General features: G+C 69.4%; 22 protein-coding genes and 1 pseudogene. 12 read left to right on the forward strand and 11 right to left on the reverse strand.

Features of this window, described 5'->3' with window-relative positions:
* Positions 1 to 36 precede the first annotated feature (36 nt).
* Positions 37 to 1,464 (reverse strand): MFS transporter, encoded by a 1,428-nt coding sequence (locus ACFYXB_RS30670; protein WP_389587817.1) that lies wholly within the window; start codon positions 1,462 to 1,464, stop codon positions 37 to 39.
* 208 nt (positions 1,465 to 1,672) lie between these two features.
* Here ACFYXB_RS30670 and ACFYXB_RS30675 point away from each other — a divergent pair, with 208 nt between their 5' ends.
* Complete coding sequence (locus ACFYXB_RS30675) at positions 1,673 to 2,251, forward strand: TetR/AcrR family transcriptional regulator (RefSeq protein ID WP_389587819.1); 579 nt, start codon at positions 1,673 to 1,675, stop codon at positions 2,249 to 2,251.
* 84 nt (positions 2,252 to 2,335) lie between these two features.
* Here ACFYXB_RS30675 and ACFYXB_RS30680 read toward each other — a convergent pair whose 3' ends face one another.
* Positions 2,336 to 2,848, reverse strand: a complete 513-nt coding sequence (locus ACFYXB_RS30680; protein WP_389587821.1) for a hypothetical protein — start codon at positions 2,846 to 2,848, stop codon at positions 2,336 to 2,338.
* 142 nt (positions 2,849 to 2,990) lie between these two features.
* Between ACFYXB_RS30680 and ACFYXB_RS30685 the strand changes: the two are divergent.
* Positions 2,991 to 3,373 (forward strand): annotated as a pseudogene (locus tag ACFYXB_RS30685) (cupin domain-containing protein).
* Here the strand turns inward: ACFYXB_RS30685 and ACFYXB_RS30690 are convergent.
* Complete coding sequence (locus ACFYXB_RS30690) at positions 3,363 to 4,367, reverse strand: LacI family DNA-binding transcriptional regulator (protein ID WP_389587823.1); 1,005 nt, start codon at positions 4,365 to 4,367, stop codon at positions 3,363 to 3,365. The pseudogene ACFYXB_RS30685 and the gene ACFYXB_RS30690 overlap by 11 nt on opposite strands.
* A gap of 111 nt (positions 4,368 to 4,478) precedes the next feature.
* Here ACFYXB_RS30690 and ACFYXB_RS30695 point away from each other — a divergent pair, with 111 nt between their 5' ends.
* Entirely contained in the window at positions 4,479 to 5,639 is a 1,161-nt protein-coding gene (locus ACFYXB_RS30695; RefSeq protein WP_389587825.1) for a Gfo/Idh/MocA family protein, read from the forward strand.
* Here the strand turns inward: ACFYXB_RS30695 and ACFYXB_RS30700 are convergent.
* Complete coding sequence (locus ACFYXB_RS30700; protein ID WP_389587827.1) at positions 5,620 to 6,651, reverse strand: LacI family DNA-binding transcriptional regulator; 1,032 nt, start codon at positions 6,649 to 6,651, stop codon at positions 5,620 to 5,622. The genes ACFYXB_RS30695 and ACFYXB_RS30700 overlap by 20 nt on opposite strands.
* A gap of 120 nt (positions 6,652 to 6,771) precedes the next feature.
* On the opposite strand from ACFYXB_RS30700, the gene ACFYXB_RS30705 reads away from it, so the two are divergent.
* From ACFYXB_RS30705 to ACFYXB_RS30715, 3 genes are read left to right on the forward strand one after another with little or no spacing between them, the layout of a single operon-like run.
* On the forward strand, positions 6,772 to 7,938 hold the full coding sequence (locus tag ACFYXB_RS30705) for a phytanoyl-CoA dioxygenase family protein (RefSeq protein ID WP_389587829.1): 1,167 nt from the start codon (positions 6,772 to 6,774) through the stop codon (positions 7,936 to 7,938).
* Between the two features lie 15 nt (positions 7,939 to 7,953).
* A complete protein-coding gene (locus ACFYXB_RS30710) occupies positions 7,954 to 8,742 on the forward strand; it encodes an SDR family oxidoreductase (RefSeq protein ID WP_389587831.1) in 789 nt (262 codons plus the stop codon).
* 43 nt (positions 8,743 to 8,785) lie between these two features.
* Positions 8,786 to 9,793: a Gfo/Idh/MocA family oxidoreductase gene (locus tag ACFYXB_RS30715; protein WP_389587833.1), complete on the forward strand. Its 1,008-nt coding sequence runs from the start codon at positions 8,786 to 8,788 to the stop codon at positions 9,791 to 9,793.
* A gap of 129 nt (positions 9,794 to 9,922) precedes the next feature.
* Here ACFYXB_RS30715 and ACFYXB_RS30720 read toward each other — a convergent pair whose 3' ends face one another.
* From ACFYXB_RS30720 to ACFYXB_RS30740, 5 genes are all read right to left on the reverse strand, one after another.
* Complete coding sequence (locus ACFYXB_RS30720; RefSeq protein WP_351360446.1) at positions 9,923 to 10,120, reverse strand: hypothetical protein; 198 nt, start codon at positions 10,118 to 10,120, stop codon at positions 9,923 to 9,925.
* A 50-nt stretch (positions 10,121 to 10,170) separates the two neighbouring features.
* Positions 10,171 to 11,439, reverse strand: a complete 1,269-nt coding sequence (locus ACFYXB_RS30725) for a serine hydrolase domain-containing protein (RefSeq protein WP_389587835.1) — start codon at positions 11,437 to 11,439, stop codon at positions 10,171 to 10,173.
* A 192-nt stretch (positions 11,440 to 11,631) separates the two neighbouring features.
* Positions 11,632 to 12,543 carry an ATP-binding cassette domain-containing protein gene (locus ACFYXB_RS30730; protein ID WP_351360452.1) on the reverse strand — a complete coding sequence of 304 codons (912 nt, stop codon included), beginning with the start codon at positions 12,541 to 12,543 and terminating at the stop codon, positions 11,632 to 11,634.
* Between the two features lie 4 nt (positions 12,544 to 12,547).
* On the reverse strand, positions 12,548 to 13,618 hold the full coding sequence (locus ACFYXB_RS30735; protein WP_389587837.1) for an ABC transporter permease: 1,071 nt from the start codon (positions 13,616 to 13,618) through the stop codon (positions 12,548 to 12,550).
* A gap of 5 nt (positions 13,619 to 13,623) precedes the next feature.
* Positions 13,624 to 14,643 (reverse strand): sugar ABC transporter substrate-binding protein, encoded by a 1,020-nt coding sequence (locus ACFYXB_RS30740; protein WP_389587839.1) that lies wholly within the window; start codon positions 14,641 to 14,643, stop codon positions 13,624 to 13,626.
* Positions 14,644 to 14,854: 211 nt separating this feature from the next.
* On the opposite strand from ACFYXB_RS30740, the gene ACFYXB_RS30745 reads away from it, so the two are divergent.
* The 4 genes from ACFYXB_RS30745 (at position 14,855) to ACFYXB_RS30760 (ending at position 19,042) form a co-directional block, all read left to right on the forward strand.
* On the forward strand, positions 14,855 to 15,574 hold the full coding sequence (locus tag ACFYXB_RS30745) for a GntR family transcriptional regulator (protein WP_389587841.1): 720 nt from the start codon (positions 14,855 to 14,857) through the stop codon (positions 15,572 to 15,574).
* A gap of 293 nt (positions 15,575 to 15,867) precedes the next feature.
* Positions 15,868 to 17,181: an ABC transporter substrate-binding protein gene (locus tag ACFYXB_RS30750; protein ID WP_389587843.1), complete on the forward strand. Its 1,314-nt coding sequence runs from the start codon at positions 15,868 to 15,870 to the stop codon at positions 17,179 to 17,181.
* The gene (locus ACFYXB_RS30755; protein ID WP_351360466.1) at positions 17,178 to 18,158 is read left to right on the forward strand and encodes a sugar ABC transporter permease; all 981 of its coding nucleotides are present in this window, start codon (positions 17,178 to 17,180) and stop codon (positions 18,156 to 18,158) included. Before ACFYXB_RS30750 ends, ACFYXB_RS30755 begins: the two co-directional genes overlap by 4 nt.
* Positions 18,155 to 19,042, forward strand: coding sequence for a carbohydrate ABC transporter permease (locus ACFYXB_RS30760; RefSeq protein ID WP_389587846.1), 888 nt, complete (start codon positions 18,155 to 18,157; stop codon positions 19,040 to 19,042). The genes ACFYXB_RS30755 and ACFYXB_RS30760 overlap by 4 nt, the downstream gene beginning before the upstream one ends.
* Before the next feature lie 16 nt (positions 19,043 to 19,058).
* Here ACFYXB_RS30760 and ACFYXB_RS30765 read toward each other — a convergent pair whose 3' ends face one another.
* Together ACFYXB_RS30765 and ACFYXB_RS30770 are read right to left on the reverse strand one after the other, a co-directional pair.
* Entirely contained in the window at positions 19,059 to 19,724 is a 666-nt protein-coding gene (locus ACFYXB_RS30765; RefSeq protein WP_389587847.1) for an NUDIX domain-containing protein, read from the reverse strand.
* Positions 19,725 to 19,826: 102 nt separating this feature from the next.
* A complete protein-coding gene (locus tag ACFYXB_RS30770) occupies positions 19,827 to 20,264 on the reverse strand; it encodes a cupin domain-containing protein (RefSeq protein ID WP_389587849.1) in 438 nt (145 codons plus the stop codon).
* 228 nt (positions 20,265 to 20,492) lie between these two features.
* Here ACFYXB_RS30770 and ACFYXB_RS30775 point away from each other — a divergent pair, with 228 nt between their 5' ends.
* Positions 20,493 to 21,425, forward strand: a complete 933-nt coding sequence (locus ACFYXB_RS30775; RefSeq protein ID WP_389587850.1) for an SDR family oxidoreductase — start codon at positions 20,493 to 20,495, stop codon at positions 21,423 to 21,425.
* A gap of 48 nt (positions 21,426 to 21,473) precedes the next feature.
* A complete protein-coding gene (locus ACFYXB_RS30780) occupies positions 21,474 to 22,301 on the forward strand; it encodes a helix-turn-helix transcriptional regulator (protein WP_389587852.1) in 828 nt (275 codons plus the stop codon).
* The last annotated feature ends 1 nt before the right edge of the window (position 22,302 follow it).

A 22,302-nucleotide genomic window follows, 5' to 3' on the forward strand; every position in this document is an offset into this window, starting at 1 on the left:
CACGCGGTGTGTTCCGCGTGATCGCGCAGGTCAACCCTACCGCACGCGTACGGGTGCCGGCGCCGGGCGCTCCGTGACCGGCTCGCCGGGGCGGTCGGGGCGGCGGGCCGGGACGAGGAGGGCGGCGCCGGAGGCGGCGAGGAGGAGCAGCGCCAGCAGGGTGAAGCCGTGGGTGTAGCCGGACTCGTAGGGCAGGCCCGAGGGTTGCAGCCGGCCGGTGACCAGGACGCTGGTGAGCGCGGCGCCGATGGAGCCGCCGATGGTGCGGATGTTGGCGTTCATACCGGTCGCGGCGCCGGTCTGCTCGGGCGGGACGCTACCCACGATGAGGTTGGCCATCGACGCGAAGGCCAGGCCGATGCCCAGGCCGAACACGCCGGAGACGAAGGCGATCTGCCACTGCTCGTCGTGCCAGAGGGCGAGGACGCCGCAGGCGATCGCGCCCAGTGCGGCGCCGGCGGTGAGCTGCACCTTGGGGCCCATGAGGTGGGCGAGGCGTCCGCCGATCATGCCGGAGAGGAACATCGCGAGCAGCATGGGCAGCATGAGCAGACCGGACCCGGTGACGCTGGCGCCGAAGCCGTAGCCGGCGGAACCGGGTGTCTGGACGAACCCGGGCAGGAAGGACCAGATCGCGTACATGCCCGCGCCGAACAGCAGGGCGGCGGAGTTGGTGGTCCACACCGCGGGCAGCCGCATCACGCGCAGGTCGATCAGCGGGGTGCGGGAGCGGGCCTCGACGGACAGCCACAGCGCGAACAGGACCACGGCGGCGGCGAACAGCCCGATCACCTTCGCCGAACCCCAGCCCCACTGGCCCGCCTGGCTCAGCGGCAGCAGCAGCGCCACCAGCCATGCGGACAGCAGTACGGCGCCGAGCCAACTGACGCTGCCGGTGGCCCTCTTGGGCGACTCGGGCACGTAACGGAAGGCGATCAGCGTGGTCGCGGCGACGATCCCCACCGGGATCCAGAACAGCCAGCGGTAGTCGAGCGCGGACACGATGGGACCGGCGGCCACGATGCCGACGCCGCCGCCGGCCGCGATCACGGCGGACAGGTTGCTGATGCTGCCGCTGACCCGGGCCGCGGCGAACTCGTCCCGGATGATGCCGAAGGACAGCGGGAACAGGGCGCCGCCGATGCCCTGGATGACGCGGGCGACGATGAGGACGCCGATGGTGGGCGCGAGCGCGGCCACGAGACAGCCCGCCAGCACGGCCAACAGGACGGCGACGAGCGTGCGTTTCTTGCCGACCAGGTCGCCGACCCGGCCGAGTATGGGGGTGAAGACCGAGGCGGACAGCAGATACGCCGTCATCACCCAGGTCGCGGTGGACTGCGAGGTGTGCAGCGCGTGCTGGACGGTCGGCAGGGCCGGCGCGATCAGCGACTGCAGCATGGAGAACACGCCCGCACCGGTCGCGAGGACCGCGAAGGTGAGGGGGGTGGACTTCCGGGGCATGAAGGTGCCTCTCCGAAGACGTACGCGGAGGGTGGATCTGGGGGGCGGGCGGTGCGATCGGCGCAGGCCCGTGGCGTGAGAATGCGGGGGTTTCGCGGCGTGGGCACGTCTGCCCAGGGCGAAGCCGCTCCGGACTGCTAAAGTGGAGGTACCCCTCCACTGTAGCGGAGGCATACCTCCGCTTCAACCCGCTCCCCGGGAGGCAGTAGTGACGGCCACGCCGTTCCCCGTCAGCGAGATCGTCGCGTCCCAGCGGCCGCACCGTAAGGACGCCGCCCGCAACTACGACGCCCTGCTCGCCGCCGCGCGCGAAGCCTTCGCGGAGAAGGGCGCCGAGGCCTCCCTCGAGGACATCGCCCGGCGCGCGGGCGTGGGCATCGGCACGCTGTACCGGAACTTCCCCACTCGCCGTGACCTCTTCGAGAGCGTCTACGCGAGCGAGGTGAACGCCCTGTGCCGGGTTGCCGAGGACGTCGCCGAACTGCCGCCGTGGCAGGCGCTGACGGCGTGGCTGGAGCGGTTCGCGGGCTACATGGTCACCAAGCGGGCGGTGCGCGAGGCCCTGAACGACGAGTCGGAGATCTTCCAGGCCTGCCGCGAGTCGATGTACTCGGCCAGCGGCCCGCTGCTGGAGCGGGCCCAGCGCGCGGGCGAGGCCCGGTCGGACATGACCTTCGGCGATCTGCTGCGCATGGTCGCCGGGATCATGGCGACATCCTTCGACGACGACGCCCAGCGCGACCGCGTCCTGGCGATCGCCCTGGACGGCGTACGCGCCACCCGCTGAGAGCGGCACACTCCGTCACGCGGGTTCGCGTACGAGGTCGAAGCGGGCGAACCGGAACGGATTCGGAACGCCGAACTCCCTCGCCTACTTGATGAGCGCGTTCGCCACCACCACGACCACCCCGAGCAGTGCGTCCATCGCGCCGATGACGACGGTGCGCGGCCAGGAACGGCGCGACCAGCGCGCGGTGACGACGCCGAGCACGCACAGGATCACGATGTTGAGGGCGAACGCCGGGTACTCGACGCCGTTCGGCGGCCACCAGCCCCAGCCCGCTCCGGCGAGGATCACGACCGTCGGCACCACGGCCACGACCAGGGGCCATTCCTCGGCCAGGGTGCGCGGGACGTCCCAGCGGCGGTGCGGTCCGCGTTCGGCGATGTAGTGGGCGTAGCCGTGGGCGAGGGCGGAGGCGAACGCGGTGACCAGGAGCCACAGGGCGTCGTAGCGGCGGGAGGCGGCCGTGCTGTGCCCGTGCATGGTGAGCGCGGCGACCATCGAGCTGGCCAGGACGGCACCGTAGACCCCGCCGAACAGCACGGCCTCGCGGGTGTCGTGCCGGTGCGGCTCGCCCTCGGCCGCCGCGGAGTCGGGCATGCCCACCATGATCACCCGCGCCCGGCCCCACCGCCACTCGCACGGCCCGACGACGCGGCCCGACGAAGTGTCCTCCCACCAGGCCCGATGCCGCACACTCTGTCGACGGCCGGACCACGGACACGCTCGCCAGGGTCACCCCATGACCCACAGCTTCGCTCTCCACGTCCCCGACGCCGCGCTCGAACCCGAACCGCTCGACCCGGAGCAGATCGTCTCCGGCACGCCCGAGGTGACCGGGAAAGTGGTCTGGGAGTCCGCGGACGGCCGGCAGATCCGCGGCATCTGGCAGATCACCCCGGGCGTCGTCACGGACACCGAGGCGGACGAGCTGTTCGTGGTGCTCAGGGGTTCGGAACTGCTGATGCTTGACCGAACCCAAGGAACGGTGCGGCGACCATCGAGGTCGAGGGCGGGCCCACGCTGCGGGTCGGGCCCGGCGACCTGGCCGTCCTGCGCGCGGGCGACCGTACGACGTGGACGGTGCACGAGACGCTGCGCAAGGCCTACGCGATCAGCCTGTGAGGTCCGGGGGTGCCGCCGTGGTGCCCCTGACCTCAAGCGTCGGTACGGCCAGCTGGGTCCGCCCCGCTTCCCCGGGCCGCTCGAAGCGCTCCAGGAGGCAGCGCGCGGCGCGTCGGCCCACCTCGAGCGGGGCCGTGTCGACGGTGGTGAGCCAGACGTGGCGCAGCCGGGCGATACTCGTGTTGTCGTAGCCGGTGACGGACAGGTCGCGCGGTACGCGCAGGCCCAGTTCCTCGGCCGCCGACAGGGCACCGACGGAGGCGATGTCGTTCACGGCGCACACGGCGGTGGGGCGGTCGGGGCGGCTGAGCAGCCGGACGGTGGCGCGGTAGCCGCCCTCCTCCGTCATGTCGCTGGGCTCGACCAGCGGCTCGGCGCCATGCGCCCGCATCGTCGCCTCGAAGCTCCGCCGCCGCAGCTCGCCCACCGCGCCGTACCCCGCGATGTGCCCGATCCGGCGGTGGCCGAGCCCGATGAGGTGCTCGGTCACCAGCCGCGCCCCGGCCTCGTCGTCGCCGGCCACGACGTCGACGCCGGGCAGTACCGGTTCGCGGGCACCCGCGACGACGACCGGGATCCGCTCGGCGACCGTGCCGAGCACGCCTGGATCGGGCAGGGTGCCGACCACCACGAGGCCGTCGACTCCGAGGTCCAGGAACGGGCCGGTGAGGTCGTGGCCGATACGGCGGTTCAGGCGGGCGTCGGCGAGCAGCATGTGCAGGCCGTTTTCGTACAGCAGCGAGTTCAGGCCGTCGAGCAGGTCGACGTACCAGGGATTGCGCAGGTCGTTGAGGAGGACGCCGACGGTTCGGGTGCGCTGCTCGCTGAGGCTGCGCGCGGCCGCGTTGGGCCGGTAGCCCAGCTCCCGTACGGCCCGCAGCACGGCCTCGCGCTTCTCGGGGCGTACCTGCCCGGAGCCGCGCAGCACCAGCGAGACCAGCGACTTGGAGACTCCGGCCCGGTCGGCCACGTCGCGGATCGTCGGCGGTTTCATGGGTTGGACCGTTCCATGCGGCGTAGTGGCTTGTCAAAGGGCTTGACACCGGGAAGTTCACCTCACAGTGTAGCTTGGACAGGGAATGGACCGGTCCAAAGAGGGGCTGTCATGGTGGATGCGCTCGGTGTCGCCGTCGTCGGGTTCGGCTGGATGGGCCGGGTGCACACCCAGGCGTACGCCCGCGTCCCGCACCACTATCCTCAACTCCCGCTGCGGCCGCGCCTTGTCACGGTCGCCGAGGAGGTGCCGGGCCGGGCCGAGGAGGCCGCCGCGCAGTTCGGGTTCGCCTCGACGACCCGCGACTGGCGCGAGGTGGCCGCGGACCCGCGCGTCCGCGCTGTCAGCATCACCGCACCGAACTTCCTGCACCGCGAGATCGGCGTCGCGATGGCCGAGGCGGGCAAGCACATCTGGATCGAGAAGCCGGTGGGCCTGACCGCGGAGGACGCCCGCGCGGTCGCGGACGCCGTCGCCAAGGCGGGCGTCCAGGGGGCCGTCGGCTTCAACTACCGCAACGCGCCTGCCGTGGAGGCGGCCCGGGACCTGATCGCCGCCGGTGGGATCGGTGCGGTCACCCATGTGCGCATCCGTCTGTTCAGCGACTACGCGGCCCACCCCGACGGCGCCCTGACCTGGCGGTACGAGCGCGAGCGAGGCGGCAGCGGGGTCCTCGGCGACCTGGCCTCGCACGGCGCCGACCTGGCCCGCTTCCTGCTCGGCGACATCACGTCCCTGACCGCCGACACCGCGGTCTTCGTCCCTGAGCGGGCCCGTCCGGTCGGCGCCACCGCGGGACACGCGCTCGCCTCCGGCGGCGAGCTCGGCCCGGTCGAGAACGAGGACTACGTCAGCTGCCTGCTGCGCTTCGCCTCCGGCGCCCGCGGTGTCCTGGAGGCCTGCCGGGTCTCGGTCGGCGAGCAGAACAACTACGGCTTCGAGGTGCACGGCACCGAGGGCGCGGTGTTCTGGGACTTCCGCAGGATGAACGAGCTGGGCGTCAGCCGCGGTACGACGTACCAGGACCAGCCCGTCAGCACGGTGTATGTCGGCCCGGGGGACGGCGAGTTCGGTGCCTTCCAGCCGGGCGCGGCCAACGCGATGGGCTACGACGACCTGAAGGTGATCGAGGCGTACCGGTTCCTGCGCTCGGTCGCCGAGGGCACGCCGTACGGCACCACCCTCGCGGACGCCGTGCACAGCGCCGTCGTACTGGACGCGATGGCGCGCTCGGCGGAGAGCGGCGCGTGGGTCAACGTACCGACGTCATAGGCATGTTGTAGGGCGTGACCACCTGGATCGCGGACGGCAGGGCGGGCCCCGCGGGCGGCAGGGCGCCGTGGGCGCGCATCACCAGGTGGCAGGCCTCGCGCATGTCGTGCCGCAGGTCGTGATGGAGGACGGCGGACAGCCGGTGCTCGCGCAGCAGACGGGTGTTGTCGTGGTCGAGGTCGTGGGCGACGAACACGGCGCACTCGCGGCCGAGGTCCGCGAAAGCCTTCACCGTCGCGATGTTGCCGCCGCCGATCGAGTAGACCGCGCGGATCTCCGGGTCCCGTTCCAGGGCGGCCCGGACGAGGTCGTACTGCGTGGCGTCCAGGCCCTGCCCCTCGGTGATCTCGACGAGCGTGCGCTGCGGGTGGAGGGTCCGCATGGCGCCGCGGAAGCCCATCTCGCGCTCCTCCTCGTTGCGGAAGAAGCCGCTGCTGAGGCTGGTGAGGATGTTGCCGGGCCGGTCGCCGAGCCACTGGCCCATGAGGTAGGCGGCGGTGGCGCCGGCCGCCCGGTTGTCGATGCCGACGTAGGCGAGCCGGCCGCTGGCGGGCAGGTCGGTGACCAAGGTGACGACCGGTATGCCGGCGGCGGTGAGGCGGCCGACGGCGGCGGTGACCTCGGGGACGTCAGGCGCCTTGAGGATGACGCCCTGCGAGCCGCGCCGGGCTATCCGGTCGAGGGTCCTGACCTGCTCGGCCACCGGTCCGGTCTCCCGGAAGTGGAAGCGGGAGCGCAGCACGGCCGGGTGCAGCGACGGGAGTTCGGCCTCCAAGGCGGCCCGTACGGCGGTGCTGAACCGTTCGGGCGCCTGCATCACGATGTCGACCATGAAGGTACGGCCGACGAGCCGGACCTGGGTGCGCTGGCGGTCCAGGTCGGCGATGGCGCGGCGCACCTCCTGCGCGGTGCTGTCCCGCACGCCTCCCCTGCCGTTCAGCACACGGTCCACGGTGGCCTCGCTCAGACCGGCCTGACGTGCGATCTCACGAATGGGGAAGGGGTGGCCCATGGGTGCGGACTCCTCGGCCTCTTGAGGGGTTTTTGATGGCTTCCTGCTGGTTGTTCGATGGGTTTGTACTGACAAGAATGACAGCACCACGTCACCTCCGTGACCGAAAGAAGGACGCAGATGTCCCTCACCACCGCGCAAGGCCGTGCCTGGCCGGCCGAGCAGGACTGCGACCTCGACGCGTTCCGCGCCCTGGTCGGGCGGACCACGCACCTCGCCGACTACCCGCACGCCGCGTCGGTGGAGCAGAACGTCCTCGTCTATGACAGCGAGCGGCTCCGCGCCGCCGGTGACCGCCGTGCGGTCCAGGCCGAACTCGTCCGCGCGCTGACCGACGGCCCCGGCATCGTGGTCTTCCGGACCGCCTTCCCGGATCCGACGGTGGTCGACCGGGCCACCGAGGTGTTCGACGCGCTGATCGCCGAGCAGCGGGCCTCGGGGGCCGCGGCCGGCGACCACTTCGCCAAGCCGGGCGCCAACGACCGGGTGTGGAACGCGCTGGAGAAGGCGGCGCTGTACGACCCGGAGGCGTTCGCCGACTACTACGCCAACGACGTCCTGGCCCTGGTCTCGACGGCCTGGCTCGGCCCCGGCTACCAGGTCACCTCGCAGATCAACGTGGTCAATCCGGGCGGCGCCGGACAGACCGTGCACCGCGACTACCACCTCGGCTTCCTCACCAACGAGGTCGCCGCCCGCTACCCGGCGCACGTGCACCGCCTCTCCCCCGTGCTCACGCTCCAGGGCGCGGTCGCCCACTGCGACATGCCGGTCGAGTCGGGGCCGACGCTGTACCTGCCGTACTCCCAGCAGTACGAGCCCGGCTATCTCGCGTGGCGACTCCCCCAGTTCCAGGCGTACTTCGAGGCGCACCACGTCCAACTTCCGCTGGCCAAGGGCGACGCGGCCTTCTTCAACCCGGCCCTCTTCCACGCGGCCGGCTCCAACCACACCGCGGACATCCGCCGGATGGCCAACCTCCTCCAGGTGTCGTCGGCGTTCGGGCGCGCGATGGAGACGGTGGACCGGGAGGCGGTGGCGGGTGCGGTCTTCCCGGTGCTGCTGCGGCGCAAGGCCGAGGGCGTGGGCGAGGAGTGGCTGGAGCGGGTGATCGCCGCGAGCGCCGAGGGCTACCCGTTCCCCACCAACCTGGACAGCGACCCGCCGGTGGACGGTCTGGCGCCGCCCTCGCAGGCGGATGTCGTACGGCGGGCGGTGCGCGAGGGGTGGAGTCCGCGGGCGCTGCGGCACGAGCTGCGGGCCGGCGTCGGCCGGCGCGAGAGCTGAAGGGGCAATAAACGCATGGGACTTCTCGAAGGACTTCTCCGGGAAAAGATCGTCCTCGTCAACGGCGGCAGCCAGGGGGTGGGCGCCGCGATCGCGCGGGCCGCCGTCCGTGAGGGCGCGGTGGTGGCCGTCACCGGCCGCCGTCCCGAGCCCGGTGAGGCGCTGGTGGCCGAGCTGTCGGCGGCCGGGGGCAAGGCGATGTACGTCCGCGCCGACCTCGCGGACGCCGAGCAGGCCAAGGCGTCCGTCGCCGCGGTGGTCGACGCGTACGGCCGGGTCGACTGCCTGGTCAACTCGGCGGGGCTCACCTCCCGCGGCACGCTGCTGGACACCACGCCCGAGCTGTTCGACGCGCACGTGGCGATCAACCTCAAGGGGCCGTTCTTCGCGATGCAGGCGGCGGTCGCCGACATGGTGGGGCGCGGAGCGCCGGGCACGATCGTCAACATCATCACGTCCGCCGCGCACGGCGGAGAGCCGTTCCTGGCCCCGTACGTCGCCTCCAAGGCCGGGCTGATCGGCCTGACCCGCAACGCCGCGCACGCCCACCGCTGGGACCGGATCCGGATCAACGGCCTGAACATCGGCTGGACGGCGACCGAGGGCGAGGACGCGACGCAGCGGGCCTTCCACGGCGCCGGGGACGACTGGCGCGAACAGGCGGCGGCCCGGCTGCCGATGGGCAAGCTGGGCCAGCCGGACGAGATCGCCGACTTCGTGGTCCTGCTGCTGTCCGAGCGGTCCGGGGTGGTGACCGGTTCGGTGATCGACTGGGACCAGAACGTATTGGGCGGGCTGGACTGACCTCCTCTCGCACGACATCCGCACTCCAAGGAGCAACACCCGCATGCGCATCGGAATCCTCGGCCTCGGCCGTATCGGCGCCTTCCACGCCGAGACCCTCTCGGGACTCGACGCCGTCGAGTCCCTCGTCGTCGCCGATCCGTTCACGGATGCGGCCAAGGCCGCCGCCGAGCGGTTCGGGGCACAGGTCGCGGACTCGCCCGAGGCGGTCCTGGCCGCCGGGGTGGACGGCCTCGTCGTCGCGGCGGCCACCGACGTCCACCCGTCCCTGATCCTGGCCGGCGTCGAGGCCGGCGTCCCGGTCTTCTGCGAGAAGCCCGTCGCCCGCACCGTCGAGGAGGGCGTGGCGGTCCTCAAGGCCGTGGCGGACAGCGACGTACCCATCCAGATCGGCTACAACCGCCGCTTCGACGCGGGCTTCATGGCCGCGCGGGAGGCGGTGCGCGGCGGTGAGTTGGGCAAGCTGCACACGGTCCGCTCGACGACGCTCGACCCGGCGCCGCCCCCGGCCGCGTACATCGCCGCCTCCGGCGGGATCTTCCGCGACTGCTCCGTGCACGACTTCGACATCATCCGCTGGGTGACCGGCCGCGAGGTGAAGGAGGTGTACGCGGTCGGCGGCAACCGAGGGGCCGAGTACATCAAGGAGGCCGGCGACGCGGACACCACCGGCGCGATCCTGACGCTGGACGACGGCACGATCGCGGTGGTCTCCAACAGCCGCCACAACGCCCGGGGTTACGACGTCCGCATGGAGCTGCACGGCTTCCGGGACTCCATCGCCGTCGGCCTGGACGACAAGCTGCCACTGCGCTCGGTCGAACCCGGGGTCACCTTCCCGTCGGGCACCCCGCACGACTTCTTCATGGACCGCTTCACCGCCGCCTACCGTGCCGAACTCACCGCGTTCACCGAGGTCGTGGCCGGCGCCCGCCCGTCCCCCTGCACGGTCGCGGACGCCCTGGAGGCGGGCTGGATCGCCGAGGCCTGCACGCTGTCCCTCGCCGAGCACCGGCCGGTGACGATCGAGGAGGTGCGCGGGGCGGCCTGAGACGCCGGGTCGAGGCCGTTCTTCAGTGAGCCGTCGGCGGCGCCTGCGTCGAGCAGTACGGCGAGGGCGTCGACGAAGGGTGCGTAGTGCTCGTCGTCGACGCCGTACGACTGCTGTAATCCCCGGACGTCACAGGCAGTAGCGGACCAGCCACTCGTCGGGGTTGTAGGTGTCCCGTGCCGGGTCGGGCAGCGTGGCCGGGCTGGTCTCCACCGTGTCCTCCGGGCGGACCCGCTCGGGCAGCGTACCGAACCGGGCTCGGCGCAGGCCCTCGTCCGTGCCGTCGGTGCCGTCCGTGTTCCGCTCGTTCTTGCGTGTCTTCGTCATCTCGTCCTCCCCGTCATCTTCCGCACACCCCCTGCGTCATCTGAACGTTTTCACCGCGCCGCGGGTTCCGCGGGCAGGGTGAAGACATGGGCCGGGGAGATGAGCTTCGTGATCGCCTCGCCGAAGACCGTGCTGGGCTCTGCGCCCTTGTAGTCGATGTCGGTGTTCAGAAGGACGACCAGGGTCGTCTCCGCCGACGGAAGGTAGACGGTCAGCGACTCGTAGCCGGGCAGGGAGCCGTTGTGCCCGATCCAGCCCCGGACATTGAAGATGCCGAGGCCGTACCCGGCGCCGGGGATGGTCGTCGGGGACATGGTGAGCCGCTGCTTCTGCGTGGCGGGACTGATCAGGAAGTCGCCGTTCGGCAGTTCGCCGGTGGCCACCGTGCGCGCCCGCACCCGCAGCTCCTCCAGGTCCGAGATCATCGCACCGGCCGCCCAGCCCCAGGACGGGTTCCAGTCGGCCGCGTCCTCGACCTTTCCGGTCGCGGTCTGGTTGGTGTAGCCCTGCGAGTGCGGGGTCGGGAACTCATTGGCGACGGGGAAGAGGGTGTCCTTGAGCCCGACCGGGTCGATGACGTTGTGCTGGAGGTAGTCACCGAGGTGCTGACCGCTGACCTGCTCGATCACCAGGCCCAGCAGAATCAGATTGGTGTTGCAGTAGTCGAACTTCTCGCCGGGCGGGAACAGCACGGGGTGTTTGAACGCATAGTCGAGCAGTTGCTGCGGGGTGAACGGCCGCTGCGGGTCGGACGTGAAGGCCTTGAAGAAGTCGTCGTCCTGGGTGTAGTTGAACAGCCCGCTGCGCATGCCCGCCAGCTCGCGCAGGGTGATCTTGTCCCCGTTCGGTACGTCGCTGATGTACTTGCCGATCGGGTCGTCCAGGCTGGCCGCGCCCTTGTCGACCAGTTCCAGCAGCGCCGTGACCGTGAACGTCTTGGTCTCGCTGCCGATGCGCATGTTCAGGTCGGGAAACATGGGCCGGCGGCTGGTCTTGTCGGCGACGCCGAAGGAGTTCACGTACCGCCCCTGCTCGGGCATCCAGATGCCGACGATCCCCCCTGGGACCTTCGTCTCCCGCATGACCCGCTGCACGGTCGCGTCGAGCTTCCGCTCCATGGCGGCCGTGAGCTTGCGGACCTCGTCGCCCGAGGCGGACGGAGAGGGCGGGTCGGCCTCGGTGACAGCCGCGGTGCCGGTGGCGTACGGCGGTGCCGCGGTCGCGGTGGCGGTGCCGTCCGCGGACGGCACCGCCACCAGCGTCCCCACCGCCGTGACGACGACGGCCACCCTGCGCAACCGCTTCGACGCGTGCGACATGGGCCACTCCCGCATGACGACACACCGGAACAGGCCCGCGGACGTCATGCAACGCGGCGGGCTCGGAAGACCGGACGGCCCAGTCCATCCAGGATAGGAGCGCCCGCCGACCGCCGCCTGTCGACGGCGACGGGGCGTACGTGACCACCGCGGTGCATCGCCCCGCGCCACGGTCGAGGGCTTACGCGATGGTCAGGAGCTTGCCTCGGGCGAGTTCACCACCGGTGCGGTGAGGTCCTCCGTTTCGGGCAGTTCCTCCGTGTCGACCCCGCGGACCTGCGCCAACTCGTGCTTGAGGGCGGCCAGTTCCGCGCCGCCCGCCATGTGGTTGGTCAGCTCCTCGAGGGTGATCGCGGAGCGCTCGGCGCTGAGTTCGAGGGTGCCGAGGCGCAGTACGCTGAAGTGGTCGCCGACCATGTAGGCGTGGTGCGGGTTGTGGGTGATGAAGATGACGCCGAGTCCGCGGTCGCGGGCGGCGGCGATGTACTTCAGGACCACGCCGGACTGCTTGACGCCGAGGGCGGCGGTCGGCTCGTCCAGGATCAGCACGCGGGCGCCGAAGTAGACGGCGCGGGCGATGGCCACGCACTGGCGCTGGCCGCCGGAGAGCGTGCCGATGGGCTGCTCCAGGTCGTCCAGGACGATACCCATGTTGCGCAGTTCCTGGTCCGCGGTCTCCTTCATGCGGGCGATGTCCAGGCGGCGGACCGGCCAGGGCCCCTTGGTCATCTCGGAGCCGAGGAAGAAGTTCCGCCACACCGGCATCAGGGGCACGGTGGCCAGGTCCTGGTAGACGGTGGCGATGCCCTTGTCGAGGGCCTCGCGCGGGCTGGTGAAGCGCACCGGCGCGCCGTCGACGAGGAAGTCGCCCTCGGTGTGCTGGTGCAGGCCCGAGATGATCTTGATGAGGGTGGACTTGCCGGCGCCGTTGTCGCCGAGGACGCAGGTCACCTGGCTCGGGTACACCTTGAGGTCGACGCCGTGCAGGGCGCGGATGTTGCCGTACGACTTGCCGGCGCCGCGCAGTTCGACGATCGAGCCGTCCTTCTGGGGTGCGGTGTCCGGGAGGACGGCGCCGTGGGTTCCGGTTCCGTTGTTTGTCATCGGGTCACCTCCTGGTCGCCGTGCGCTGGACCCACAGATTGATCATGACGGCGCCGAGCAGCATCACGCCGAGGAAGGCCTTGAACCAGTCGGGGTTCCAACCGGCGTAGACGATGCCCTGGTTGACCATGCCGAACATGAAGGCGCCGAAGACGGGGCCGATCGCGGAGCCGTTTCCGCCGGTGAGCAGACAGCCACCGATGACCGCGGCGGCGATGTAGATCAGCTCCTGGCCGACGCCCTCGCCGGATTGGACGGTGTTGAAGGAGAACAGCTGGTGCATGCCGATGAACCAGGCGCCGAAGCCGACGGTCATGAACAGCGTGATCTTGGTGAAGTTCACCGGGACACCGACGGCGCGGGCGCTGTCCTTGTTGCCGCCGACGGCGAAGATCCAGTTGCCGTACTTGGTGCGCAGCAGGACCCACGTCGCGATCGCGGCGAAGACCAGCCACCACACGACGGTGATCTTCACCTGGACGCCGCCGACGTCGAACGACGACGCGAAGATCTTCCTCGCCTGGTCGAAGCCGTCCATGTTGCTGATGTCGTCGGTGGCGACGTTGCCGGTGATCAGCTTGGTCACCGCGAGGTTGACGCCCTGCAGGATCAGGAAGGTGCCTAGGGTGACGAGGAAGCTGGGCAGGCCTGTTCTGACGACCATCCAGCCGTTGAACGCGCCGATCGCGAGGGACACGACGAGCGCGACGATCACACCGACCCAGATGTTCATGGTGAGTTGGTAGCTGAGCATGCTCGCGGTGAGCGCCGAGGTGATCACGGCGACACCGGACGAGAGGTCGAACTCGCCGCCGATCATCAGCAGGGCCACCGGCAGGGCCATGATGCCGATGGTCGACGACTGGTAGAGCACCGTGGCCATCGAGCTGCCCTGGCGGACAGAGGGGGCCGCGATCAGGAAGAAGACGAGCACGGCCAGGGCGCCCAGGAACACGCCCACTTCGGGACGGGCCAGCAGCCTGAGCACCAGGGGACGCTCGGCGGTTCGGCCGTCGGTCTGCTTGGGGCCGGGGGCCGGCGGTGTTCCGACCGCCGGCTCAGCCTGTTGGGACATGCTGCTCACCGAGTGCCCTTCGCGGCGAACTGGGCGACGGCGTCGACGTTCGTCTTGTCCACGAAGGCCGGGCCGGTCAGCACGGGCTGCTCACCGCCGCCGCTGTAGTTGCCGTTGTTCTTGTAGAGCCACAGGGAGTCGACCGCCAGGTAGCCCTGCAGATACGGCTGCTGGTCCACCGCGAACTCGATCGTGCCCTTGGAGATGGCCCCGGTCAGTTCCTTGTTGAGGTCGAAGGTGGCGATCTTCGCCTTGCTGCCCGCGTCGGACACCGACTGCACGGCGGTCAGCGCGAACGGGGCGCCGAGCGTGACGACGTAGTCGATGGCGCTGTCCTGCTTGAGCTTGGCGGTGATCGTCGACTTCACGGACGGCATGTCCGTGCCGTTCACGTACAGCGTCTCGGTCGTGCCGGAGAACGTCTTCTTCACGCCGTCGCAGCGCTGGGTCAGACCGACGTTGCCCTGCTCCTGGATGACACAGACGGCCTTCTTGGAGCCGAGCTCGTTCAGCTTCTTGCCGAGCGCCTCGCCCGCCACGGTCTCGTCCTGGCCGAAGAACTCCATGAGGCCGAGCTTCTTCCAGTCGCTCACACCGGAGTTGAGGCCGACCACGGGTATGTTCGCGGCCTTCGCCTTGCCGACGACGCCCTTCATGGCGTCCGGCTTGGCGAGGGTGATCGCGATGCCGTCGACCTTCTGGTCGACCGCGTTCTGCACCAGGTTGGCCTGGTTGCCGGCGTTCGGGTCGGCCGAGTAGATCAGCTTGATGTTGTCCTTGGCCGCGGCGGCCTCGGCGCCCTTGCGGACGATGTCCCAGAAGGTGTCCCCCGGGGCCTGGTGCGTCACGAGCGCGACCGTCATGCGGGGGGTGGTGGCCTTGCCCGCGGAGGCGTTCGAGCCGCCGTCCTCTGACTTCTTTCCGCCGGAGCTGCTCGAGCAGCCGGCGAGGGTCAGTGCTGCCGCGGCGGCGACGGCCACGACGGGGGCCAGTCTGCGGGAACGGGTGTGAGAAGAGCGGTCCATCTTTCCGGCACCTCGCTGTGCTACAGGGGAAAGGATGCAGAGTGCTGGGACGCGATCCAAGCCCTTGTGACGCCCGCTGTCAATATTTTGTTAAGACATCATTTCACATTCAGGTCAGAATGTAAGTACAAATCATTGACGGCGGAACCCCGCAGATCCACACCTGAGAGGCGTCGGGCCCGTCCGAGGAACAGCCTAGGGATCGCCGCACATGACAGAGGCGCAGCGAACCTACGATCTGATCACGATGGACCGCACCAGTCCGGTGCCGCTCTACTACCAGCTCGCCCGGCAACTGGAGGCGGCCATCGAGCACGGGGCGCTGGCCCCGGGGAACCACCTGGGCAACGAGATCGACCTGTCCGTACGGCTCGGTCTGTCGCGGCCGACGGTCCGGCAGGCCATCAAGTCCCTGGTCGACAAGGGGCTGTTGGTCCGCCGGCGCGGCGTCGGCACCCAGGTGGTGCACAGTCAGGTCAAGCGGCCACTGGAACTCAGCAGCCTGTACGACGACTTGGAGTCGGCCGGCCAGGGCCCGACCACCCGGGTACTGCGCAACGAGGCCGTACCGGCGACCGCGGACGTCGCGGCCGCGTTCGGCGTCCCGGAGGGCGGCGAGGTCACGCTCCTGGAGCGGCTGCGCTTCACGCACGGCCGGCCGGTGGCGCTCCTGTGCAACCACCTGCCCGCGGCACTCCTCCAACTCGACACGGAGCGGCTGGAGTCGACCGGCCTGTACCGGATGATGCGCTCGGCCGGCATCACCCTGCACAGCGCCCGGCAGACCATCGGCGCCCGCTCGGCCACCACCGAGGAGGCAGCCCGCCTCGACGAGAAGGAAGGTGCCGCACTGCTCACGATGCAGCGCACGGCGTACGACGACACGGGCCGCCCGGTCGAGTTCGGGACGCACATCTACCAAGCATCCTGATACGCGTTCAACTTCCAGTTGCTGGTCAGGCCTTAAGCGGAGGACAGCAGTCCGCCCGCCGCACGGCGTCCCTGTCGCGCCGGCTCTCACGACTGTTGGATTCTGAACAGAACTCGCTGGTGATCGTGTCGATTACGTTTCGGGCAAGAGACGCACGGGAGCTATTGACGCGTCAGCGGACATGGGGCTGTTATTACGCCACGATGTTCGGTCGAGTTGGTTTCTGATCGGTTTCGACGACCTTTTGGGGGCCTGCTCTCCCCTTGGCCGAACCCCTGCCTTCAGGAGCCGCCATGCGCCTGTCCCCTTCCGGTCTCTCCGTCCCGGGTCCCAGCCGCCGATCCCTGCTCCGCGGAGCGGGCAGCGCGGCCCTTCTCGCCGGTGCCGGCATACCCCTGCTGAGCGCCTGCGGCGGCAGCGGCACTTCCTCCGACCCGAAGACCGTCTCCCTGGGCTCCAACGCCTCGGACGCGGTGCCGAAGAAGGCCTTCGCGGACGTCTACGCGGCCTTCAAGAAGCAGTCCGGCATCACGGTCGACGTGAACACGAAGGACCACAACACCTTCCAGGAGCAGATCAACTCGTACCTCCAGGGCACGCCGGACGACGTGTTCAACTGGTTCGCCGGCTTCCGCATGCAGTTCTTCGCGGCCAAGAAGCTCGCCAGCCCCATCGACGACGTGTGGGCGAAGATCGGGGACAACTTCCCCGACGCGATGAAGAAGCTCAGCAAGGGCGAGGACGGCAAGTACTACTTCGTGCCGCTGACCACGTACCCGTGGGCGGTCTTCTACCGCAAGAGCGTCTTCCAGCAGCACGGCTACCAGGTCCCCACCACCTGGGACCAGTTCATCGCCCTGTGCAAGCAGATGAAGAAGGACGGCCTGGTCCCGATCGCCTTCGGCGACAAGGACGCCTGGCCCGCGATGGGCACCTTCGACCAGATCAACTTCCGCCTCAACGGCTACGACTTCCACGTCGAGTTGATGGGCGGAAAGGCCTCCTGGACCGACGCCAAGGTGAAGGCCGCCTTCGACCACTGGTCCGAGCTCCTCCCGTACCACCAGGACGGCTTCATGGGCCGCACCTGGCAGGACGCCGCGCAGGCCCTGGTGTCCAAGCAGGCCGGCATGTATCTGCTGGGCAGCTTCGTGGCGCAGCAGTTCACCAACAAGGCCGACCTGGACGACCTCGACTTCTTCGCCTTCCCGGAGATCAACTCCGCGTACGGGCAGGACACCGTCGAGGCGCCCACCGACGGCTTCATGGTCAGCAAGTCCCCGAAGAACCACGACGGTGTCGTCAAGCTGCTGGAGTACCTGGGCACGCCGGAGGCCGAACAGGTCTACCTCAAGACCGACCCGAGCGTGGTGGCCGCCTCCAGCAAGGCCGACACCTCCTCCTACTCGGCGCTGCAGAAGAAGGCGTTCACGATGATCAGTGGCGCCAAGAGCCTCACCCAGTTCATGGACCGCGACAGCCGGCCCGACTTCACCTCCACGGTGATGCAGCCCGGGCTGCAGAAGTTCCTCCAGAACCCCAAGGGCGTCGACAGCCTGCTGTCCTCGATCGAGCGCCAGAAGAAGACGATCTTCGCTTCCGCATGACCACCGACATGACTACGAAGACCCCGGGGGCGGCCGCCGTGCCGCCTCCGGGCGCCGCATCCGACAAGAAGCGGGTCACGCAGGGCCATCGGCGCCTGCTGACCCGCCGTGACCGATTCACGCTCGCCCTGATGGCGGGCGTGCCCACGGTCCTGCACGTGGCCCTCGTCTGGGTCACCGCCCTCGCCTCGATCGCCCTCGCCTTCACCACCTGGGACGGCATCGGCTTCGACTCGATCAAGTGGGTGGGCCTGGAGAACTTCAAGCAACTGTTCTCCGACAACCCGCAGTTCTGGCCCGCCGTCGAGCACAACGTCATCTGGTTCGTGGTGCTCATCCTGATCCCGACGCCGCTAGGCCTCTTCCTCGCCGTCCAGCTGGACAAGAAGATCCGCTTCAGCCGCGTCTACCAGACGGCCTTCTTCCTGCCGGTCGTCATCTCGATGGCGTGCATCGGCTTCGTCTGGCAGCTCGTCTACAACCCGGACACGGGCCTGATCAACAGCCTCATCGGGGCCAACAAGCCCGGCCACTACATCGACTGGATCGGCGACCCGAAGCTCAACCTCTGGGCCGTCCTCATCGCCGCCTCCTGGCGGCACACCGGCTACATGATGATCCTCTACCTGGCCGGTCTGAAGGGCGTGGACCCGTCCCTGCGCGAGGCCTCCGCCCTGGACGGCGCAAACGAGTGGCAGACGTTCAAGAACGTCATCTTCCCGACGCTGCGCCCCACCAACACGGTCGTCCTGGTCGTCACCATCATCGAGGCCCTGCGCGCCTTCGACCTGGTGTTCGTCTTCAACAAGGGCGCCCAGGGCACCGAGTTGCTGTCGATCCTGGTGACCAACAACATCATCGGTGAGTCCAGCCGCATCGGTTACGGATCCGCGATCGCGGTGGTCCTGCTGGTGATCTCGCTAGCCGTGATCATCCCGTACCTGGTGGCCACCTTCCGGAAGGAGCGGCGATCATGAGCACCGTGAGCGCGCTCGGCAAGCAGCGCACCCCCATCCGCCCCGCCCGGATCCTGTTGCACGTCTTCCTCGCCGGTGCGGCGCTGGCGTGGCTCGCCCCCCTGCTGTGGGCGATCTTCTCGGCACTGCGCCCGTACAGCGAGACCAGTGCCAAGGGCTATGTGTCCTGGCCGGACAAGCTGAGCCTGGACAACTTCAAGAACGCGTTCGTGCAGTCGGACATGCTGCACTACTTCGGCAACACGGTGCTGATCGCGGTGCCGGCCGTGCTGCTGACGCTGTTCCTGTCGTCGATGGTCGCGTTCTACGTCAGCCGCTTCGACTTCCGCCTCAACCTCGCGCTGATGCTGGTCTTCACGGCGGGCAACCTGCTCCCCCAGCAGGTCATCATCACCCCGCTGTACCGGCTGTACCTGCTCACCAACCTCCCCGGCATCACTGCGAGCGGCAAACTGTACGACTCCGCGCTCGGCCTGGTCCTGATCCATGTGGCGTTCCAGTCCGGATTCTGCGCCTTCGTGCTGAGCAACTACATGCGTTTGCTGCCCCATGAGCTGACCGAGGCCGCGCTCGTCGACGGCGCCTCGGTGTGGCGGCTGTACTGGCAGATCACGCTGCCGCTGTGCCGCCCCGCCATGGCGGCCCTGGCGACCCTGTTGTCGATCTGGATCTACAACGACTTCTTCTGGGCCCTCGTCCTGATCTCGACCGGCGAGAACATGCCGATCACCTCGGCCCTGAACAACCTCTCCGGCCAGTACTTCACGGACCCGAACCTGGTCGCCGCCGGCGCCCTGCTCACCGCGATCCCGACGCTGATCGTGTACTTCGCGCTCCAGCGGCAGTTCGTCAGCGGTCTGACCCTGGGCTCCAACAAGGGGTGACCGCACGGCAGCGGGGTCAAGGGCGTGCGAACGGCCCTTCCAGCGCGGCCCATTGGAGCAGCATGATGGTCTTGGCGTCGGCGATCTCCCCGGTGCGGATCATCTCCTGGGCCCGCTGGAAGGGCAGTTCGACGATCTCGATGTCCTCGCCCTCCTCGTCCAGTCCCCCGCCCTCGTGGGTGCGGGTGGCCGGTCCGTAGGCGGCGGCGTAGAAGCTGACGCGCTCGGTGACCGAGCCTGGGCTCATATAGACGTCGAAGACGTGCTGGACGTCGCCGACGGTGTGCCCGGTCTCCTCCACCGCCTCGCGCCGCACCGCGATCTCCGGGTGCTCGTCCTCGTCGTCGAGCAGCCCGCCCGGCGTCTCGATCAGCATGCCGTCGGGGTGGCCGTTGACGTAGACGGGGAAGCGGAACTGCCGGGTCAACAGCACGGTCGCACGCTCAGTGTCGTACAGGAGCAGGGTGGCACCGTTTCCCCGGTCGTGCGTCTCGCGCTGCTGGGTGCTCCAGGTCCCGTCGGACCGCTGGAGGTCGAAGGTGGTGGCGCGCTCCACGTACCAGTGGCTGGACAGGAGTTTCACGTTCCGGACCTTCACCCGCGGATTGCCGCTGAGGTCCAGCCCGGTCCTGTCGAGTCCGGTACGGCCCCGGCGGTCCGGGGTGTCGATACCGGCGGTCATCGGACGCCCGCCGCGCGGGTGGTGTCGTACGAGGTGCTCATGCCACCTCTCTACCATCCTGCGGCTCGCACTTCGCTTCCTGCCCGCCGTCCGAGCGGCGCGTCACGGCATCTCGAAGTCCCGCATGTCGAATCCGGGGGCGACGACGCAGGTCACGAGCACCGGCTGGTCGTCGGCGGGTTCGGCGGTCTGCCACACACCGCCCGGGACGACGAACTGGGGTGTCTCGTGGTGTTCGACGCCGGCGCCGAGCACCACGGGCTCTGCGGCCGCCTCGTCGGGAGCGTCACCGTCCCCGCCCAGCCGGATCCGCAGCGGTCCGCCCCGGTGCCACAGCCACAGCTCGTCGGAACGGACCCGGTGCCACCGGGACACCTCGCCGGGGTGCAGCAGGAAGTAGATGCCGGTGGCGAAGGCGCGTGCGCCGTCGTACGAACCGGGCTGTGCCTCGGCGGCCGTCTTCCAGGTCTCCCTGAACCAGCCGCCCTCGATGTGCGGTTGGAGGCCCAGCCGGGAGACGAGCTCCGAGACGTCGGCCATGCTCACGTCCTTTCATCCGGGCGTCACGCGCCGGGTCACCTCGGTGACTCCGGTCACTGTGCGAAGTGCGCATCCAGAGTACTCGGAACAACATTGGGTCACACGGTGTTGCTGGTCAGTGTGGTGATCCATGCCCTGCCGATCCATGCTTCAGCACCACATGGATCCGGCCGCCGGGTTCATGAACTCTGGTGACCGGTAAGAGGGCCGCACCGCTGGGAGTGTGAAATGGTTGACGTACACGTGCCTGACCTGCGAGGAAAGTTCGCGGTGGTGACCGGGGCGAGCGACGGTGTCGGCCTGGGGCTGGCCGAACGGCTCGCTCGTGCGGGCGCCGAACTGGTCCTGCCGGTGCGCAACATGTCCAAAGGTGCCGCTGCCGTGGAACGCATCCGCTCGAGCGTTTCCGAGGCGAAGGTCTCCACACGCGTCCTCGACCTGGCTTCGCTGGCGTCCGTCGAGACCCTCGCCGACGCACTGAACGCGGAGGGCAGGCCGATCGACCTGCTGGTCAACAACGCGGGAGTGATGGCACCGGCCACCCGGCACACCACAGAGGACGGGTTTGAGCTGCAGTTCGGGACCAACTATCTCGGGCATGTGGCGCTCACCGGGCGTCTGATGCCGCTGCTCCGGGCGGGCAGGGCTCGGGTGACCACCGTGACCAGCAGCGCCGCGCGCAGCGGCCGGATCAACTGGGACGACCTGCAGAGCGAACAGCGCTATTCACCGGTGCGTAGTTACAACCTCTCCAAGCTGGCCGATCTACTGTTCGCCCTCGAACTGGACCGACGCAGCACCGCGGGCGGATGGGGGATCGTCAGCGACGCCGCCCACCCCGGCACGACACTGACCAACCTCTACGCGTCCGGGCCCAATCTCGGGCGCACCCGCCCCGCACCCCATGAAGCGATCATGAGGCGGCTGGCGCGCTGGGGGATCTTCGTGCACTCCGTCGACGCCGGGCTGCTGCCCCTGCTGTACGCGGTCACGAGCCCCGACGCGCATGGCGGACGCCTGTACGGCCCCGACGGCCTGGGCCAGTTCACCGGCGGCCCCACACAGCTGGCGATCTACAAGTCGGCCCGGAACGAAGCCGACGCGGCCCGGCTCTGGGAGATCGCCGAGCGTCTCACGGGCGTCACGTTCGCGGCCGTCTGAGGCAACAGCATCGTTCAGGTATCCGTTTCGACCGGTCAGGACAGTGCCATGGCAGACAGAGCCGAACTGGCGGCCTTTCTCAGGGCGCGGCGTGAGGCCCTCCAACCGGAGGACGTCGGGCTCCCCCGCGGGCGCCGCCGGCGTACCGGCGGGCTGCGCCGGGAGGAAGTGGCGGCTCTGTGCGACATGTCGGTCGATTACTACAGCCGGATCGAGCAACCGCGCGGACCGAACCCGTCGGAGCAGATGCTCGCCGCGCTCGCCCGCGGCCTGCATCTGGCGCTCGAGGAGCGCGATCATCTGTTTCAGCTCGCCGGTTACGCCACGCCCCGACGGGTCCGGCGCGGCGATCACATCAATCCGGGAATGATGCGCATCCTCGACCGGCTGGAGGACACTCCGGCGCAGGTGGTCAACCACCTGGGTGAAACGCTGAGACAGACCAGGATGGCCGTAGCGCTGCTGGGCGACGAGACGGCCTTCACCGGACTGGCGCGCAGTCTCCACTTCCGGTGGTTCACCGATCCCGGCACCCGCCTGACCCATCCCAACGGCGACCACTCCGTGCACAGCCGCCTCCTGGTGGCGGATCTCTACGGCGCTTACGCACGTGACGGCGGTGACTCACGCACCGCCGAACTCGTCGACGCGCTCCACACGGCCAGCCCCGAGTTCGCCGCGCTCTGGTCCGAGCACCCGGTGCTCGGACCCTACTGTGCGCCGAAGCGCTTCCAGCACCCGCAGTTGGGACGGCTGGAACTGCACTGCCAGACACTGGTCGACCCGGATCAGGCGCAGCGGCTCCTGGTCTTCACAGCGGTTCCGGGTTCGGAGAGCCACGAGCGCCTGCAACTGCTCTCCGCCCTCGGCGGCTGAC

It is taken from the genome of Streptomyces sp. NPDC002619 (assembly GCF_042889305.1).
Classification (GTDB): Bacteria; Actinomycetota; Actinomycetes; order Streptomycetales; family Streptomycetaceae; genus Streptomyces.